15 protein-coding genes, 1 tRNA gene and 2 pseudogenes are annotated in these 15673 nt (G+C 37.7%); 12 read left to right on the forward strand and 6 right to left on the reverse strand.

Annotation, left to right across the window (positions count from 1 at the left end; translation table 11 throughout):
- A pseudogene (locus E7Z77_RS08640) lies at positions 1-232 on the reverse strand (TATA-box-binding protein); the annotation flags it as partial.
- Positions 233-602: 370 nt separating this feature from the next.
- Here E7Z77_RS08640 and E7Z77_RS08645 point away from each other — a divergent pair.
- The 6 genes from E7Z77_RS08645 to fen are packed head-to-tail and all read left to right on the forward strand — an operon-like array spanning position 603 to position 6169.
- The gene (locus E7Z77_RS08645) at positions 603-1571 is read left to right on the forward strand and encodes a glycosyltransferase family A protein (RefSeq protein ID WP_292752950.1); all 969 of its coding nucleotides are present in this window, start codon (positions 603-605) and stop codon (positions 1569-1571) included.
- 4 nt (positions 1572-1575) lie between these two features.
- Positions 1576-2124, forward strand: a complete 549-nt coding sequence (cyaB, locus tag E7Z77_RS08650; protein ID WP_292752954.1) for a class IV adenylate cyclase — start codon at positions 1576-1578, stop codon at positions 2122-2124.
- A gap of 48 nt (positions 2125-2172) precedes the next feature.
- Positions 2173-3342: a homocitrate synthase family protein gene (locus tag E7Z77_RS08655; RefSeq protein WP_292752957.1), complete on the forward strand. Its 1170-nt coding sequence runs from the start codon at positions 2173-2175 to the stop codon at positions 3340-3342.
- Between the two features lie 6 nt (positions 3343-3348).
- Positions 3349-4602 (forward strand): homoaconitase large subunit, encoded by a 1254-nt coding sequence (hacA, locus tag E7Z77_RS08660; RefSeq protein WP_292752960.1) that lies wholly within the window; start codon positions 3349-3351, stop codon positions 4600-4602.
- A gap of 10 nt (positions 4603-4612) precedes the next feature.
- Positions 4613-5176 (forward strand): chorismate lyase, encoded by a 564-nt coding sequence (locus E7Z77_RS08665; RefSeq protein WP_292752963.1) that lies wholly within the window; start codon positions 4613-4615, stop codon positions 5174-5176.
- 9 nt (positions 5177-5185) lie between these two features.
- On the forward strand, positions 5186-6169 hold the full coding sequence (gene fen, locus E7Z77_RS08670) for a flap endonuclease-1 (RefSeq protein WP_292752965.1): 984 nt from the start codon (positions 5186-5188) through the stop codon (positions 6167-6169).
- Here the strand turns inward: fen and E7Z77_RS08675 are convergent.
- Entirely contained in the window at positions 6166-6816 is a 651-nt protein-coding gene (locus E7Z77_RS08675) for a DUF2119 domain-containing protein (protein WP_292752968.1), read from the reverse strand. The genes fen and E7Z77_RS08675 overlap by 4 nt on opposite strands.
- A gap of 22 nt (positions 6817-6838) precedes the next feature.
- Positions 6839-8089, reverse strand: a complete 1251-nt coding sequence (locus E7Z77_RS08680; RefSeq protein ID WP_292752971.1) for an adenosylhomocysteinase — start codon at positions 8087-8089, stop codon at positions 6839-6841.
- A gap of 282 nt (positions 8090-8371) precedes the next feature.
- Here E7Z77_RS08680 and E7Z77_RS08685 point away from each other — a divergent pair, with 282 nt between their 5' ends.
- The 6 genes from E7Z77_RS08685 to E7Z77_RS08710 all read left to right on the forward strand — a co-directional run bounded on the left by E7Z77_RS08685 (position 8372) and on the right by E7Z77_RS08710 (position 14609).
- Entirely contained in the window at positions 8372-8548 is a 177-nt protein-coding gene (locus tag E7Z77_RS08685) for a hypothetical protein (RefSeq protein WP_292752974.1), read from the forward strand.
- Positions 8549-9105: 557 nt separating this feature from the next.
- Positions 9106-9215: transfer RNA gene (locus E7Z77_RS08690), tRNA-Met, on the forward strand.
- A gap of 114 nt (positions 9216-9329) precedes the next feature.
- Entirely contained in the window at positions 9330-10496 is a 1167-nt protein-coding gene (locus E7Z77_RS08695; protein WP_292752977.1) for an aldo/keto reductase, read from the forward strand.
- Between the two features lie 8 nt (positions 10497-10504).
- Entirely contained in the window at positions 10505-11257 is a 753-nt protein-coding gene (locus E7Z77_RS08700; protein ID WP_292752980.1) for a HesA/MoeB/ThiF family protein, read from the forward strand.
- Positions 11258-11510: 253 nt separating this feature from the next.
- A complete protein-coding gene (gene glnA, locus E7Z77_RS08705) occupies positions 11511-12866 on the forward strand; it encodes a type I glutamate--ammonia ligase (RefSeq protein WP_292752983.1) in 1356 nt (451 codons plus the stop codon).
- Between the two features lie 60 nt (positions 12867-12926).
- A complete protein-coding gene (locus E7Z77_RS08710; RefSeq protein ID WP_292752985.1) occupies positions 12927-14609 on the forward strand; it encodes a DUF128 domain-containing protein in 1683 nt (560 codons plus the stop codon).
- On the opposite strand, the gene E7Z77_RS08715 is transcribed toward E7Z77_RS08710, so the two are convergent.
- The 3 genes and pseudogenes from E7Z77_RS08715 to E7Z77_RS08725 form a co-directional block, all read right to left on the reverse strand.
- A complete protein-coding gene (locus tag E7Z77_RS08715; protein ID WP_292752988.1) occupies positions 14610-14900 on the reverse strand; it encodes a DUF2097 domain-containing protein in 291 nt (96 codons plus the stop codon).
- A 123-nt stretch (positions 14901-15023) separates the two neighbouring features.
- Positions 15024-15314, reverse strand: coding sequence for a DUF2097 domain-containing protein (locus E7Z77_RS08720; RefSeq protein ID WP_292752991.1), 291 nt, complete (start codon positions 15312-15314; stop codon positions 15024-15026).
- 45 nt (positions 15315-15359) lie between these two features.
- A pseudogene (locus E7Z77_RS08725) lies at positions 15360-15673 on the reverse strand (formylmethanofuran dehydrogenase subunit C); the annotation flags it as partial.

A 15673-nucleotide genomic window follows, 5' to 3' on the forward strand; every position in this document is an offset into this window, starting at 1 on the left:
TGATTGCTAATTTAGAATCATCTATAGATTTTGCTCCAGTACAAACAAGCTTACCAGAGCTAAAAATTAATGCTGCGGTTTTAGGATCTTTAAGTTTAAATACTAATCCCGGAAACTGTTCACGATTAAAATTAACCCCTTCTAAAGCTTCGGATACCTCTGTTAAAACGATATCTTTACCAATGCTTGCAGAAGCAACAATGTTTTCAATTTTAATTTCAACATCGGTCAATTTAAAACCTCCAATTTTTATTAAAAGTAGAATAGTAAAATTTAAGAAAACAAAAAATTAGTTAAATTTTTACTAATAAAATATATAGTTTAAATAGTATATAAATGTATGTTTATTTAAGAAAAATTTAAAAAATTTTTAAAAAACTGAAACAAAATAACTTGAATTTTGCTTATTTCTTTAAATACTAAGTATATTAAGCAATCAATAAAAATCATGAAAACAATCCCAAAAAATGAAAAGCATTTATAAGTAAAAAGAAAATACTTGATTTTAAAAGATATTTAAATAGGAATTTCATGGATAAAAATTTAATTTATATAATGCATATAATATTTAATGACAATTATTTTTGCACGGAGTAAATGAAATGGATAAGATAAGCATAGTCATACCCTGCTATAACATCGCTGACGACATCGAGATATGCATAGACTCTATTAGAAATCAAACCTACGAGAACTTTGAAGCGCTGTTCATCGACGACGGAAGTACGGACAACACAAGAGATGTGATTCTGGAAAACATTAAAGATGACGAGAGAATGAAATATTTCTTCAAGGAGAACGGAGGAGTCTCATCTGCCAGAAATCTGGGTATTGAAAATGCAACAGGAGAATACATCTGTTTTGTTGACAGCGACGATTATGTTGAAAAGGATTTCCTTAAGGGATTATACGATAATCTGATTGAAAACAACTCAGACATTTCCATTTGCTATTTCAATAGGGTTTATGAAGACAAGGTATCCGAAAATGAAGTGAAAAACGGATTCTATAATCTCATCAGATACCCCGCCCCATGGAACAAGATATGCAAAACCTCACTTTATAGGGACAACGGCATAAGATTCCCCAATGCCAGATTGTCCGAGGATCTGGGGTCAACTTCCAAACTGCTGATGCTCAGCGATAAGGTCAGCGTCGTTGAAAAGCCATTATACAACTATATCCAGAATCCTACATCAAGCATGCACACTTATGATGACCGGATTTACGAAGTTTACTCCATAACTGAAGATATAGAGAATTTTGCCAAAAACAGAGGTTTATTTGAGAAGTTCCATGATGAAATAGAATATCTGAACGTTTATCATATACTTATTGGAACCGTCTACAGAGCCAGTTTCAGGGACGACTTCGGTACAAAGTCACTTAAGGAAATGAAAGACTATGTGGACAGCAAATATCCTAATTGGCCAGAAAACAATGGAATCAAGCAATTGCCAATTTTTTACAGAGTATATCTTAAGGCACTTGCTAAAGAGCAGTTCAAACTAATCCAATTACTGTTAAGAATATTGAATAAAAGAATTAATGTGGGCGAAAACGCCTTGTGATACTATGATAGAAGTTGAAGTAAAAGCAAAAATTAATAGCTTTAAAGAAATGGAAGAAAGATTAGCTGAAATCGGTGCTGAAAAAACCAAAAAAGAATTTCAGGAAGACATATATTTCAACAGTCCTGTTGTTGACTTTGCGCAAACCGATGAAGCACTGCGAATCAGAACAACAAGGGAAGATGAAAATCAGCATATCTTCATCACCTACAAAGGACCGAAAATAGACAGCAAGTCTAAGACCAGAAAGGAGATTGAAATGGGCATTGAAGATTCGCAAAAGTGCTCAGACATATTCGAAGCAATCGGATTTGAAAAGGTCAGGACCGTCAGAAAAAACAGACAGTACTATTCATATGAGAATTTTGAAATATCACTTGATGACGTTGAAGGATTAAATCCGTATATGGAAATTGAAATAGCTTTGGACGATGGTGCCGACTATAGTGAAGCTCAAAACTCAATTTTTGATTTGTTTGAACAATTAGGCATCACAGATGGCTTTGAGAGAACATCATACTTGGAGCTTTTAGAAAACTTAAATAACAACTAACTAATAATTATTATATATTTAAATTTATTTTGAAAAGAAGGGATTATATTGCAATATTTTATAAGTCATTATAACAAAGAGTCTGAATTAACATTTCCGGATGACATTACAATTTATGACACTACATTAAGAGACGGTGAACAAACTCCTGGAGTCTGTTTCAGCTTTGAAGATAAAATGGAAATTGCCCGCAAGCTTGACCAATTCAAGATCCATCAAATCGAAGCAGGATTCCCAATAGTTTCCGAAAAGGAAAAGGAATCAGTCAAGGCAATAGCCAATGAAGGGTTTGATGCGACAATTCTCGGATTGACCCGGACAAAACCTGAAGATATCGATGCTGCACTTGACTGTGATGTTGACGGAATCATTACATTCGTCGGAACCTCAGACATCCACCTTGACCATAAAATGCACATAACAAGGCAGGATGCTATCAATCTATGTGAAACCGCAGTAGATTATGCAAAAGACCATGGATTGTTCGTTGCATTTTCCGCAGAAGATGCTACAAGAACCGACATCGAATTTTTAAAACGTATCTACGGCAAAGCTCAGGAATGCGGCGCCGATAGGGTGCACATTGCAGATACAACCGGAGCAATCACACCTCAGGGTATAGACTATCTTGTCAGGGAGCTTGTCAAGGATATCGACATTGACATTGCCGTTCACCTGCACAATGACTTCGGATTGGCAGTAATCAACTCCATTACTGGTGTTTTGGCAGGTGCAAAAGCCGTTTCAACAACCGTCAACGGTATTGGTGAAAGGGCAGGTAACGCTTCACTTGAAGAGCTTATCATGGCAATGAAAATCCTATACGGCAAAGACTATGGATTCAAGACAAAATACATCAAGGAATTATCCGACCTTGTGGCGGATGCAAGCGGACTTCCGATTCCTTACAACAAGCCTATCGTCGGAAACAACGTATTCAGGCACGAATCCGGAATCCACGTTGATGCCGTTATTGAAGAGCCACTGTGCTATGAACCTTATCTTCCGGAATTGGTCGGTCAGAAAAGGCAGCTTGTCTTAGGTAAACATTCAGGATGCAGAGCCGTCAGAGCCAAATTAAATGAATGTGAACTTGATGTGAGTGATGAACAGCTCATTGAAATCGTAAGGCAAGTCAAAAAGTCAAGAGAAGAAGGAAAATACATTAACGACCAAGTATTCAAGGACATTGTTAAAAAAATCAGCAAAAAGGAATAGGTTAAGATGAACATAACTGAAAAAATATTATCCTCAAAAGCCGGCCATGAAGTGACACCCGGCGAAATAATCGAAATCCCTGTTGACCTTGCAATGTCACACGACGGAACCTCCCCTCCAGCCATTAAAACCTTTGAAAAGGTGGCTGACAAGGTATGGGATCCTGAAAAAATCGCAATTATCTTTGATCACAACATCCCTGCAAATACCATTGGGTCTGCAGAGTTTCAGAAAGTATGCAGAGATTTCATCAAGACCCAGAACATTACAAAGAACTTCATTCATGGAGAAGGGATATGCCATCAGGTAGTCCCTGAAATGGGATTGGTCGAACCCGGCATGGTTGTTGTTGGTGCTGACTCACATACATGCACATATGGTGCATTTGGAGCATTTTCAACAGGTATGGGTGCAACTGACCTTGCAATGGTTTGGGCAACTGGAAAAACCTGGTTTATGGTTCCTGAAGCCATCAAAATGGAAGTGACTGGTGAATTGAATCCCTACATTGCACCAAAAGACATCATTTTAAACATCATTGGCGAAATAGGAATTGCAGGCGCAACCTACAAAACCGCCGAGTTTTGCGGACCTACAATAGAGAACATGGGTGTGGAAGGAAGAGCCACCATGTGCAATATGGCCATTGAAATGGGTGCAAAAAACGGAATCATGGAACCCAATAAGGAAGTTATCGATTATATCTGCCAAAGAACAGGCAAAAGGGAATCCGAATTGAATATTGTAAAATCAGATGATGATGCCGTTTATGCAAGGGAAATGCACTTTGACGTGACAGATATGGAACCTCAAATTGCATGTCCGAATGATGTTGACAACGTATGCGACATCTCAAAAATCGAAGGGACTTCAATTGACCAATGCCTGATCGGTTCATGTACCAACGGAAGGCTTTCCGATTTGAAAGAAGCCGCTGAAATATTGGAAGGCAAAAAAATCAGCGATTCAATAAGACTAATCATACTTCCTGCCTCAAGAGAAATCTACAAACAGGCAATGCATTTGGGATATATCGACACATTCATTGATGCCGGAGCAATCATCTGCAATCCCGGCTGTGGACCATGTCTTGGAGGTCATATGGGAGTGCTTTCTGAAGGTGAATCCTGCATTTCAACTACAAACAGAAACTTTAAAGGAAGAATGGGAGACCCTGCTTCATTTGTATACTTATCTAACTCCAAGGTAGTTGCTGCATCAGCAATTGAAGGAGTTATCACTAATCCAAAAGATTTATAACGTGATTCAAATGACACAAAACAAAAACGAAGCAAATAAACGACTAATCGAAAAAATGAATGACCTAGAAAAGGACTACGGTCAGACATTTTCAAACACACAGAAAATACTGTTAACTACCGACGGATCAATCACTGCAATCTTGGACGTTTTATATGGTAAAATTGATTTGGACACACTGGATCAACACCTTGAAAACGCGGATGAAGAACATGCAAAATTGGTAAATGTGGACGCTGGTGAAGAAATCAACTTTAGGGAAGTTATTATGCATAAAGGGGACCAGCCTTTAATCTATGCTATTTCACATGTTCCATTAGGCAGATGCTCCAAAGAGGTTTGTGCAGACCTGCTCAGGGCAGATATTCCAATTGGTAGAATTTTAAAAAATTACAAAATTGAATCAAGAAGAGAAGTGAAAAACATTTTCATTGAAAAACCAAACGACACATTAAAAGACCTCTTCAAAACTGATGAGGACTTCCTTGCACGTGATTATGTCATAATCAACAATGACGAGATACTGATGTGGATTAAGGAAATGTTTCCAGTAAGCTATTTTTCAGAAATTTAGGTGTTGAAAATGGGTGTAAAACTAAAGGATATAATTGAACCGGAACAGATTTCATTCAAGGACTTGGAAGGGAGAAGCGTATCAATCGATGCGTTCAATACGCTATACCAATTTTTAGCTACAATCAGGCAGAGAGACGGAAGACCATTGACTGACGAAAATGGTAATGTGACATCTCACCTGAGCGGAATACTGTATAGAAACTCCTCAATGATTGAAAAGGACATAAAGCCTATTTATATCTTTGATGGAAAAGCACCCGAACTTAAAAGTGAAACCCAAGCCAAAAGAAGAGAAGTCCGCGATGAAGCTGAAAGAATCTACAAGGACGCTCTTGCAAGCGGAGACACTGAAAAGGCAAGAAAATTCGCAATGAGATCCTCAAAATTATCACCTGAGATAATCGAGTCATCAAAAAAACTGTTAACTCTGATGGGAATCCCTTATGTTGACGCCAAAGGGGAAGGTGAAGCTCAAGCGGCATACCTTGTGGCAAACGGAGATGCATATGCTGTGGCATCACAGGATTATGACTGCCTGCTTTTTGGAGCGAAAAGGGTTGTCAGAAACCTTGCGGTCAATTCAAATCTCGGAAACCTTGAATACTACGAACTTGATAGGGTTCTAAGAGAATTGGACATCACAAGGGAAGAACTGATCGATATGGGAATATTGATCGGAACCGACTTTTGCGAAGGCCTAAAGGGTGTAGGCGCTAAGACCGCTCTTAAGCTAGCCCACAAAGGCCAGCTAAAGGAAAAAATAGCTGAACTTCAAAAGGAATCTTCACATGATTTGGATGAGGTTCGTGAAATATTCCTGAACCATAATGTCAATACCGACTACAAAATCAAGTGGGAAAAACCTAAAAAAGACAAGATTATTGAATTTTTATGCTATGAACATGGATTTTCCGAAGACCGTGTTGCAAAAGCATCAGACAAGCTTAAAAACCTAAGCTCTTCCCAGGGAAGCCTTGATGCATGGTTTTAATATGGCGGGAAATCCTTGCCGAAAACCTTTTCGGCATATTCCATGGCCAGTTTGACCTGGTCAATATAATCCTTCATCATTTCTTTTTCGAAATAGTCCCTTGAAGGGGACCTTAAAATTAATTTTAACAGATTTTCATAAGTTTCGATAGCTTCTGACTTATCGAAATCGTATTTTTCAATAATTTCCGGAGTCAGTTTTTCAAGACATGGAAATTCCAATGTTTTGCATACTGTTTCTGTCGAAAAATAAGTCATTCTGATTAATGGGGATACTGACGATACCAGAACATGATTTCCCAATTTAATCAATGGCGGAATGCCTGTTTTTTTATATCGCTCCATTGATGTCAGCTTATCATAATTTCTAAGGTTATAGCAGTGAAGCTCTGTGTAAAAATCAGGTTTCAGATATTCAATCAAATCCAAAATGTTCTGTCCTATTTCAGACTCATAAAATTCCTTTTTGATTGTTGAAATATATGGAGTTTTATCAAAATTATAAAAATAGAATTGACCGGGCGATAAATCCTCATCTTTAATTCTTTTAATGAATCTTATGGATGTGACACCCTCATTTCCATGAAGTCCTCCAATGAAAAGCTTTGTAGGACCTTCACCGTTATCGATATATCTAAAATAAGACATAAAAAATAAAAATTGAAGGAATCTATGTTCCTTCTTGCCAATTTGACATGTAAGCTATCTGTTTATCGGTTAATGAATCTATTTCAATACCCATAGCTTTGAGTTTCATGCTTGCCACATTGTAGTCGATTTCATCAGGCGCTTTGGTTACGCCTACAGGCAAATCGTTTTCAAGAATGTGTTTTGCAGACAATGCCTGAACAGCAAAACTCATGTCCATGATTTCGGCAGGGTGTCCTTGTCCGCGTGCGGCTGATAAGTTCACTAAACGGCCGTCAGCTAATAAGTAAATTTTGCGTCCGTCTTTTGTTGTGAATTCTTCAATACTTTCACGAACTTCTTTAACCTCTGTTGAAATAGCTTCCAAATCATGACGGTTGATTTCCACATTGAAGTGACCTGAATTTGCCAGCATACATCCGTCTTTCATGTATTTGAAATCATCACCGCAGATGATGTCGGCATTACCTGTTACTGTAATGATTAAATCGGATTGTTTTACAGCTTCGCGAATAGTCATAACTCTGTATCCGTCCATTCTTGCTTCAAGTGCTCTGATTGGGTCAACTTCAGTTACAATTACATCTGCACCGAGACCTGCTGCCCTTAATGCAAGGCCACGACCACACCAGCCATATCCACATACAGTTACGGTTTTTCCTGCAATAACCATGTTGGTTGTTCCCATGATTGCATCAAAGCTTGATTGACCTGTTCCGTAACGGTTGTCAAATAGGTATTTTGTATAAGCGTCATTCACGGCAATGACAGGGAATTTCAATGCACCATCAGCATGCATTGCCTGAAGTCTGTGCACACCGGTTGTGGTTTCTTCACATGCTCCCTTGATATGTTTCAACAATTCTGTCCTTTCATTGTGTAAAACCATAATCATGTCCGCTCCGTCGTCGATGATTATGTCAGGTTTGTGATCCAAAACCATATTGATGGTTTGATAGTATTCCTCATCGTCTTGTTCTCTCCAACCATAAACGTTTAAGCCTAAATCAGCTGCTCCTGCAACTGCATCATCATGAGTGGATAAAGGATTGCAACCTGTCATTGCAACTTCTGCTCCACCAGCCATTAAAGTTAAACCTAAATTAATTGTTTTTGGCTCCAAATGAAGGCATGAACCAATAGTAATTCCTTTAAAAGGTTGGGTTTCCAAATATTCTTGTTTAATATGTTCCAAAACAGGCATGTGTTTTTGAACCCATTCAATCTTTCTAACCCCTTCCGGAGCCAGTGCCATGTCTTTTACTTTACTCATAATAATCACCAATGTATTATAATAAAGTATATCATTTTGAAAGTTTTTAAATTTAATGCTTTAAAAGGAAAAATCTGCAAATCACTACAAAAAGAAATAATTAGTTTTGAAACATGAGGAAAAATTTGTTAAAAAATTGGTTAGGAGAAATAGGCATGCGTCATACCTATTTTCTTCCAAATATTGCGAAGGCCTCCAATACAACTGAGATAAAGCCAATCCCAAAATCGGATTTCGGATTGCTTATTTTTGTAGTGAACTGAGGTTTGCAGTCGAGTTGAATTGGAATTTACAGGTGTTGGAGCATCAACAGATTTTATTTTTCCGTTGGGGCTTGCATTTGCACTAACTAGAGCACTATTGTTTTTTAAAGGGGGATATGTTTACATTATTTCAAGTGCTGTTAGCCTCGGTTTAATTAAGGGAGATTTGTTTTTGCAACAACTGGAGTCACTCTAAGAGATGGTGTTGCGTTGTTTGTGTTATTTTGTGGTTTTAATGTTGCTCCATCCATTCACAGAGGATTTATGCGAAATGGACTTCACTTTGCGCTGATGTTGTTTCATATAAAGCACCTGCGGAAAACATTATAAGACACGTCACAAATGTTAGCACATATCTTCAATCCTGTTGATTCTCCAACCTGTAAATACTTATGAATACTTCGGGGTACCTGATGAACAAATGTACTTTTCAAGTCTGCCCGTCATAGTACAATCAAGTTATATAAAACTAATCCTATATAAATATTTCCGAAAGCAAGTACTCACTTGCATGTTAAAAAGCTAAAAAATAGTAAATAAAGAATTATATGAAAAAATAAGCATTTTAAAAATTATTTGATTAAAATAAAGCAATCAATATCACTTTTTTTACTGTCCATTCTGATCCGATGATATGGTAATCTCCTTAAGAAAATCCATTTTAAATTCTGAAAAATTGATTCAATATAGCAAAAACAATGAAAAAAAGCAAAACTTTAAATGTAATGATAAAATAATATATATTTGTTAGATGCCGGGGTGGCTCAGCTGGTTAGAGCGCACGGCTCATAGGGTAATAAAGCAGTGCTCTGACTTATTCCTGGGATACCGTGAGATCGCGGGTTCGAATCCCGCCCCCGGCATCCATATCCCAGGAATTTTCCATCTAAACTATTTTTTAATGATATTTTTTAAAAATCATAATTATTTTATACTCGTTTTTAGTAATATATCAAGTGTTGATTGAGGTATGAAAAATGTTATATAATACACTTGGAAAAACTGGTCTTAAAGTATCAAGGCTTGGTTTTGGAACCATGAGGCTTCCAACAATTGAGTCCAACTCCCAAATAAACGAAAAAGAAGCATCCCAAATGCTTGAATATGGAATTGAAAATGGAATCAATCTTATTGATACAGCATACCCTTACCATAGCGATACTTTAGAGGGCAGCGGAAACAGCGAAAGGTTCGTTGGCAAATTTTTAAATGAAAGGTCCCTGAGGGACGAGGTTTTAATTTCAACAAAGTCCCCGTCATGGGCAATCGAAAGCGAAAATGATTTCGAAATGTATTTGGACGAGCAATTAGACAAGCTCCAAACGGATTATATAGACATTTACCTGCTTCACTCCCTTACAGTACCGGATTGGGAAAAGGTCAATAACCTGAATGTTCTGGACTTTCTGGACGATTGCCTCTCAAGCGGCAAGGTCAGGCATGTCGGCTTTTCATCCCATATCGAAGTCGATTATCTGATTGAGATTCTGGACGAATATCCTAAATGGGAAGTCGTTCTAACCCAAATGAATTACCTTGACGAATATTACCAGTCAGGAGTCATGGGTCTCAACTATTTAAAGGAAGTGAATGTCGGAAGCATGATTATGGAACCTCTTCGCGGAGGAAGGCTGGTTCAGAATATTCCGAAGGAAGTTCAGCAATTATGGGATATGGCCGAAACCAAAAGAACCCCTGTCGAATGGGCTCTTCAATACCTTTGGAACAGGGATGATGTGGATTGTGTATTGAGCGGAATGACCAGCTTGGAACAGGTTAAGGAAAATGTCAGAATAGCTTCAACAGAGGACATTATCAGCGACTACGATAATGAGTTAATAAGGGAAGTTGCAAGAACCTACAGAACATTTTTAGGAAACAGCTGCACAAGATGCGGTTACTGCATGCCATGCCCTCATGGGGTGGACATAATCAACTGCCTGACCGAATACAATATAGCCCATATGATGGGAGATCCGAAGGCCAGCGCCATGCAATATTTCTCATTGATTGGTGACGATTCAAGAGCAGATAGCTGCATAGACTGCAAGGAATGTTTGCCATTCTGTACCCAAATGTTGGATATACCTGCAGAACTCGTTAAAGTTCATGAGTATTTCGGAAGCGAATTTGACCATTTTTAGGTGAAAACATGAGTAAGGAATATGACGATGAATCATACTGGCAGATTGCAACAAGGCAAATGAGCATCGTGACAACAGAAGAACAGGAAAAATTCAGAAACGGAAAAATCACCGTTATCGGATGCGGCGGAATCGGCGGCCAAACCATTGAACTGCTTGCAAGAATGGGTATTGGAGAGCTTGTTTTGGTTGATGAAGACGTGTTCGACATGACCAATATTAACAGGCAAAGTCTATCCTCTACAGATACAATAGGGCTTAAGAAAAGTGAAGTCGCCTGCAAAAGAGTCGAATCCATTAATCCTCATGTCAAAGTGACCGGTTTTGATGTGCATGTTGATGAAACAAACATAGACGAAATCATTGGGGATTCCAATCTCGTCATTGACGCTTTGGACAATCTTCTCACCAGAGTCATCGTGTCAAGAAAGGCAATCGAGAAAAGGATTCCATATGTTCACGGCGCCATCCATGGAACCCTAGGTCAAGTCAGCGTATTCCTGCCCAATACAAAAAGCTATGAGGAAATGTTCAACCTGCCTTCACTCGGAAAGGAACTGACAGAAGAGGTTATTGGGGAACTGGAAAGTCTTGCTTCAGGAAAGCCTCCGGTTATAGGTCCCGCTCCGAATATGATATCCTGCCTTGAAGCTATGGAGGCCTTTAAAATCCTGACCGGAATCGGAAAGGTTACTGTTGCCCCGAAAATTTTAACATTTGATTTGTTGGATTTCAATTCATTTTCAGTCGAGGAAATTTAAACAATAAATCATTAATCTATCTTTTTTTTATAATGTATTGAACAAAATAATATTGTTTTTTTAATATATGGTTAAAATTAGCAATAAAATTGATAAAACGTAGACAATAAGCTATTAAAAATTAAATAATGACCATATATAACTATTTTTTCAAAATCTTTATATAGTACAAAATTAAGATATAACTTTTATAGGAAATATATTTCCGACTTTATTTTAAACTCAATCTTATAATATATGGAGCTTGATTTTAATGGGCGATATTCCTGAAGAAAAAATAAGAAGCATGGAAGAGAGAATGAAGGAGGATAATATCAAATTTATCCGCCTGCAATTTGTAGATATAAACGGAACTGTAAAAAATATTGTTATCCCATTCAACGGCGAAGATATGGACGAACTATTTAACGAAGGAATGTTATTTGACGGATCATCCATCGCCGGATTTGTTGGAGTTAACGATAGTGACTTAGTATTAAAGCCAGACATTAACACTTATTCAAGACTTTCCTGGAGACCTGAAGAATCCGCTACCTGCAGATTCATCTGTGATGTGTGGACTCCTGAAAAAGAGCCATTTTTAGGGGACCCTAGGGGAGTGCTTAAAAAATCATTAGCCGGCATTGCAGAAAAAGGCTTGAAATATAACATAGGTCCTGAACCTGAATTCTTTATTGTGGATATTGATGAAAAAGGATATCCTATGCCATACGATGAAGCAGGATATTTTGATGTTGAACCACTCGATAAAGGACCTGATTTCAGAAGAGAATTAACCTTAAACCTTGAAGACCTTGACTTTGAAGTGGAAGCTTCTCACCACGAAGTGGCTCCCGGTCAGAATGAAATCGCATTTAAATTCAAAGACGCATTGAAAACTGCAGATGCAGTAATCACATTCAAACAAGCTATCAAAGCGATTGTAGACAACATGGCTACATTTGACCAACTCGATTACAGGGTCACCTTTATGCCAAAACCGTTCTTTGGAGTGAGCGGAAGTGGAATGCATTGCCACCAATCCCTCTTCAAAGACAATAAAAACCTCTTCTCAGACCCTGATTCAGAAAATGGAATTTCACAAGAAGCGCTTTACTTTATGGGAGGATTGCTGAAACATGCTCCTGCAGTCACAGCAATTACCAATCCAATCGTGAACTCATATAAACGTTTGGTGCCGGGTTATGAAGCGCCGGTCTATATGGCATACGGTCTTAGAAACAGATCTGCATTAATCAGGGTTCCTGCAGCTCGTGGAAAAGCAACCCGTATCGAATACAGGTCACCTGACCCTGCATGTAACCCATACCTCGCATTTGCAGTAATGCTTGAAGCAGGTATGGACGGTATCAAAAATAAGATTGACCCTGGCGAACCTATTGAGCTTGACATTTACCAAATGAGTGAAGAGGAAAGGGAAGAAAGAGGAATTAAAGTTTTACCAACAAGTTTATGGGAAGCTTACCATTCCCTTGAAGAAGACCCTCTCATATTGAATGCACTGGGACCTCATGTCAGTGAAAAATTCCTAGAGCTCAAATATCAGGAATGGGACGAATACCGTGTTCAAGTATTCGGATACGAACAAAGAAAATATTTAGATATCTAATCTAAATATTAATTTTTTATTTTTAATAGTGAAGTTGTCAATTTGAAGTGGAGCATTTTTATGTCAGAATCCGAACATAGAATGATTGAAATCTTAAGAATACTGAACGAACAAGAAAAACCAATAGGATCCAAATTAATAGCCGACGAACTGAAGAACAAAGGATATAACTTAGGAGAAAGGGCTGTTAGATACCATATGCAAATCCTTGACGAGAAAGGATTTACTGAAAGAAAAGGATATTCCGGTAGGGTCATCACGAATCTTGGTCGTGAAAAGTTAGAAAAAGGATTAATCTATGATCAGGTTGATTTCATTTACTCAAAATTTGAAGAAATGATTTATTTAACTGACTTCAACTATATAGAACAAATCGGAAATGTGGTCGTCAATACTTCAACCGTTTATAATGAAGAGTCCGTCAATATAATTAAAGACATTATTGAAAGTGGCTTTTCTGTTAGCCCTTATGTTAATTTAAATAGGGTTAATGATGAAGATAAAATTGAAGTGACAACACTCTGCGGAACCACTATTGACGGCGTGCTTCTCAATGAGGGAATAGCTTCACAGCCCCAATATGGCGGGCTTCTTAAGATTGAGGATTCAAAACCTATCAAATTCACAGAATTGATTTCATACAAGAAAACATCCATGACCCCACTTGACGCATTTTCAACAGCAGGATTCACATCCGTGCTGGACGTTATGGAAACCGGAACCGGAATAATTCCTGCAAACTTCAGACTGATACCCGGCATCGGAAAAAGCAAAGCTATAGAAATCCTAAAAAAGCTTGATAAAATAGGTATCGGCGGCGTAATAGCCATATCCGATGAAGGAAAAGACATTCTGGGAATTCCAGTACCTGAAGGTATGGTTGGAATGGCCGTTGTTGGTGGAATAACACCATTCTGTGCCGTTCAGGAAGCCGGACAGGACATCGACATAAAAATAGCTGAAGAGATAAGAAGCTTCAACACATTGTCCCCGATAACTTCCAGAATAAGAAATACACTGAAGCCTGTTGAACATGACATTCAACCGAAAATATCATTTTTGCTTTCAAAAACCTGGAACCTCATCCAGCAGGTTGATTTCAATATAGAAACCAGAAAGGGAGATATAATCTCCAATGTATCCTACATTGACAGGGACGACATTGACAGGTCACTGGAAATAATGGAGGAAACCTTCAACTCCAATCCGAAATTCATCAATCCATATTATAAACTGATAGATCATCCGACAGATGATGATAAAGTTGGAATTGCTACAATCTGCAGTTTAAGCATTGATGGAATCCTGATTGACAATGGAATCATGAGCAATCCAAAATATGGAGGCCTTCTTGAACTTACAGAACCTCCACAATTCATTGAACTGATTTCATACAACGGTTCAACAGAAGACCCTCACGAGATATTCATGTCCAAAGACATGACATCCATAACAAAAAACGTTGGAACCCAAAAGATTTTAGCCAGCTTCAAGGAAATTCCATACATATCCCGCGACTATAGCGTACACCTTTTAGAGATTTTGCGCAATATAGGATTTTCAATATACAAAATAGGAAAACCAAGGGAATTAACCTACAATGCAAAAGCAGACAATTATAATTTTGGTGTTGTAACAGGCAGTGGTTTGAATTCAATTGCCGCAATAAAAGAAAAAGGAATTGATGTGGAAGTAAAGGCAATTGAAAAATTATTATCATTTGAAAAAATGGATAGACTGTAATCAGATTACAGTCACTTCAACCCCTTCACCATCCTTCGGATAATGGATGAATTCGATTATGTCATCCTCAACTTCGAAAACATCGATTTCGACAGTTGATCCTATTTGGCTTTCATCAAGGGAAACCAACATCTTAAACCCAGGCTCTCCAAAATACTCGGAGAAGTCCATATTCAAAACCTCACCCTCTGCAAAAATCCTATTGTAGGAAATTTCAATCTTATCATGAATCTTTACATTTTCTTTCAAGTAATCTACCGCTTCTTTGGTTGTCAATTTCAATTCTTTCATGATAATCAACTCCGTATAAATAATAGTATATCTCATCATATATAAATTGTTTGTATTAAAACGAACAAAAAAGGGGATTTGTGAAAAGCCATGAAAAAAATAAATATGAAAAAAAGAGAGAAATTACAAAATTTCTATAATGAGTTCCTTATCTTCTGTAATGTGGCGCATTTCAATTAAATCATCTTCAATTTCCTTGAAATCCAATTCAACAGCCTGATTTAAGATTTTACCATTTAACTGAAGACCGACTCTATAACCTTCGCCTGTTTCTTCATCTTCCTCAGTGAAACCTAAGACTTCACCCGGAGCAAAAATACGATTATAGGAAATTTCTAAAGTATCTCCAACTTCAACAACATTCTTAACATAATCCAATGCTTCTTCAAAAGTCATTTGAACTTCTTCTACCATAATACCACAACTATAATTTTAAAAAAAGAAAAAAAGAGAGAGGAATTATAAATTCCTGTATTCTCTGATTGAAGTATATTCGTCGTCTAATTCGCCGTATTCAGCTAATTTTTCTTTGTTAGCTTCAGCGCCTAAGTAAAGGTTACCTTTACCGTTAAGACCAATATCTCCAGTATATTTGATATATTTACCTGGGAAAGTAATACCGTCCACTTCAGGATCAACTACGATACCGTCGAGAACAAATCCTTCGAGTAATCTTCCGAGGAATCCGTGGATGATGATGTTACCGTTTTTCATTTGTCCACCAGGCCAACGGTTTACGTCACCGTCAATTTCAATGATACCTTTGGTCATGT

Origin of the sequence: Methanobrevibacter sp. (assembly GCF_015062985.1) — an archaeon.
GTDB lineage: Archaea > Methanobacteriota > Methanobacteria > Methanobacteriales > Methanobacteriaceae > Methanocatella.

Bases quoted from the DNA above. Each gene is read 5' to 3' on its own strand.
- E7Z77_RS08645 (WP_292752950.1), top strand. From the start codon at position 603: ATGGATAAGATAAGCATAGTCATACCCTGCTATAACATCGCTGACGAC.
- cyaB (WP_292752954.1), top strand. From the start codon at position 1,576: ATGATAGAAGTTGAAGTAAAAGCAAAAATTAATAGCTTTAAAGAAATG.
- hacA (WP_292752960.1), top strand. From the start codon at position 3,349: ATGAACATAACTGAAAAAATATTATCCTCAAAAGCCGGCCATGAAGTG.
- E7Z77_RS08665 (WP_292752963.1), top strand. From the start codon at position 4,613: ATGACACAAAACAAAAACGAAGCAAATAAACGACTAATCGAAAAAATG.
- fen (WP_292752965.1), top strand. From the start codon at position 5,186: ATGGGTGTAAAACTAAAGGATATAATTGAACCGGAACAGATTTCATTC.
- E7Z77_RS08675 (WP_292752968.1), bottom strand. From the start codon at position 6,816: ATGTCTTATTTTAGATATATCGATAACGGTGAAGGTCCTACAAAGCTT.
- E7Z77_RS08680 (WP_292752971.1), bottom strand. From the start codon at position 8,089: ATGAGTAAAGTAAAAGACATGGCACTGGCTCCGGAAGGGGTTAGAAAG.
- E7Z77_RS08695 (WP_292752977.1), top strand. From the start codon at position 9,330: ATGTTATATAATACACTTGGAAAAACTGGTCTTAAAGTATCAAGGCTT.
- E7Z77_RS08700 (WP_292752980.1), top strand. From the start codon at position 10,505: ATGAGTAAGGAATATGACGATGAATCATACTGGCAGATTGCAACAAGG.
- glnA (WP_292752983.1), top strand. From the start codon at position 11,511: ATGGGCGATATTCCTGAAGAAAAAATAAGAAGCATGGAAGAGAGAATG.
- E7Z77_RS08710 (WP_292752985.1), top strand. From the start codon at position 12,927: ATGTCAGAATCCGAACATAGAATGATTGAAATCTTAAGAATACTGAAC.
- E7Z77_RS08715 (WP_292752988.1), bottom strand. From the start codon at position 14,900: ATGAAAGAATTGAAATTGACAACCAAAGAAGCGGTAGATTACTTGAAA.
- E7Z77_RS08720 (WP_292752991.1), bottom strand. From the start codon at position 15,314: ATGGTAGAAGAAGTTCAAATGACTTTTGAAGAAGCATTGGATTATGTT.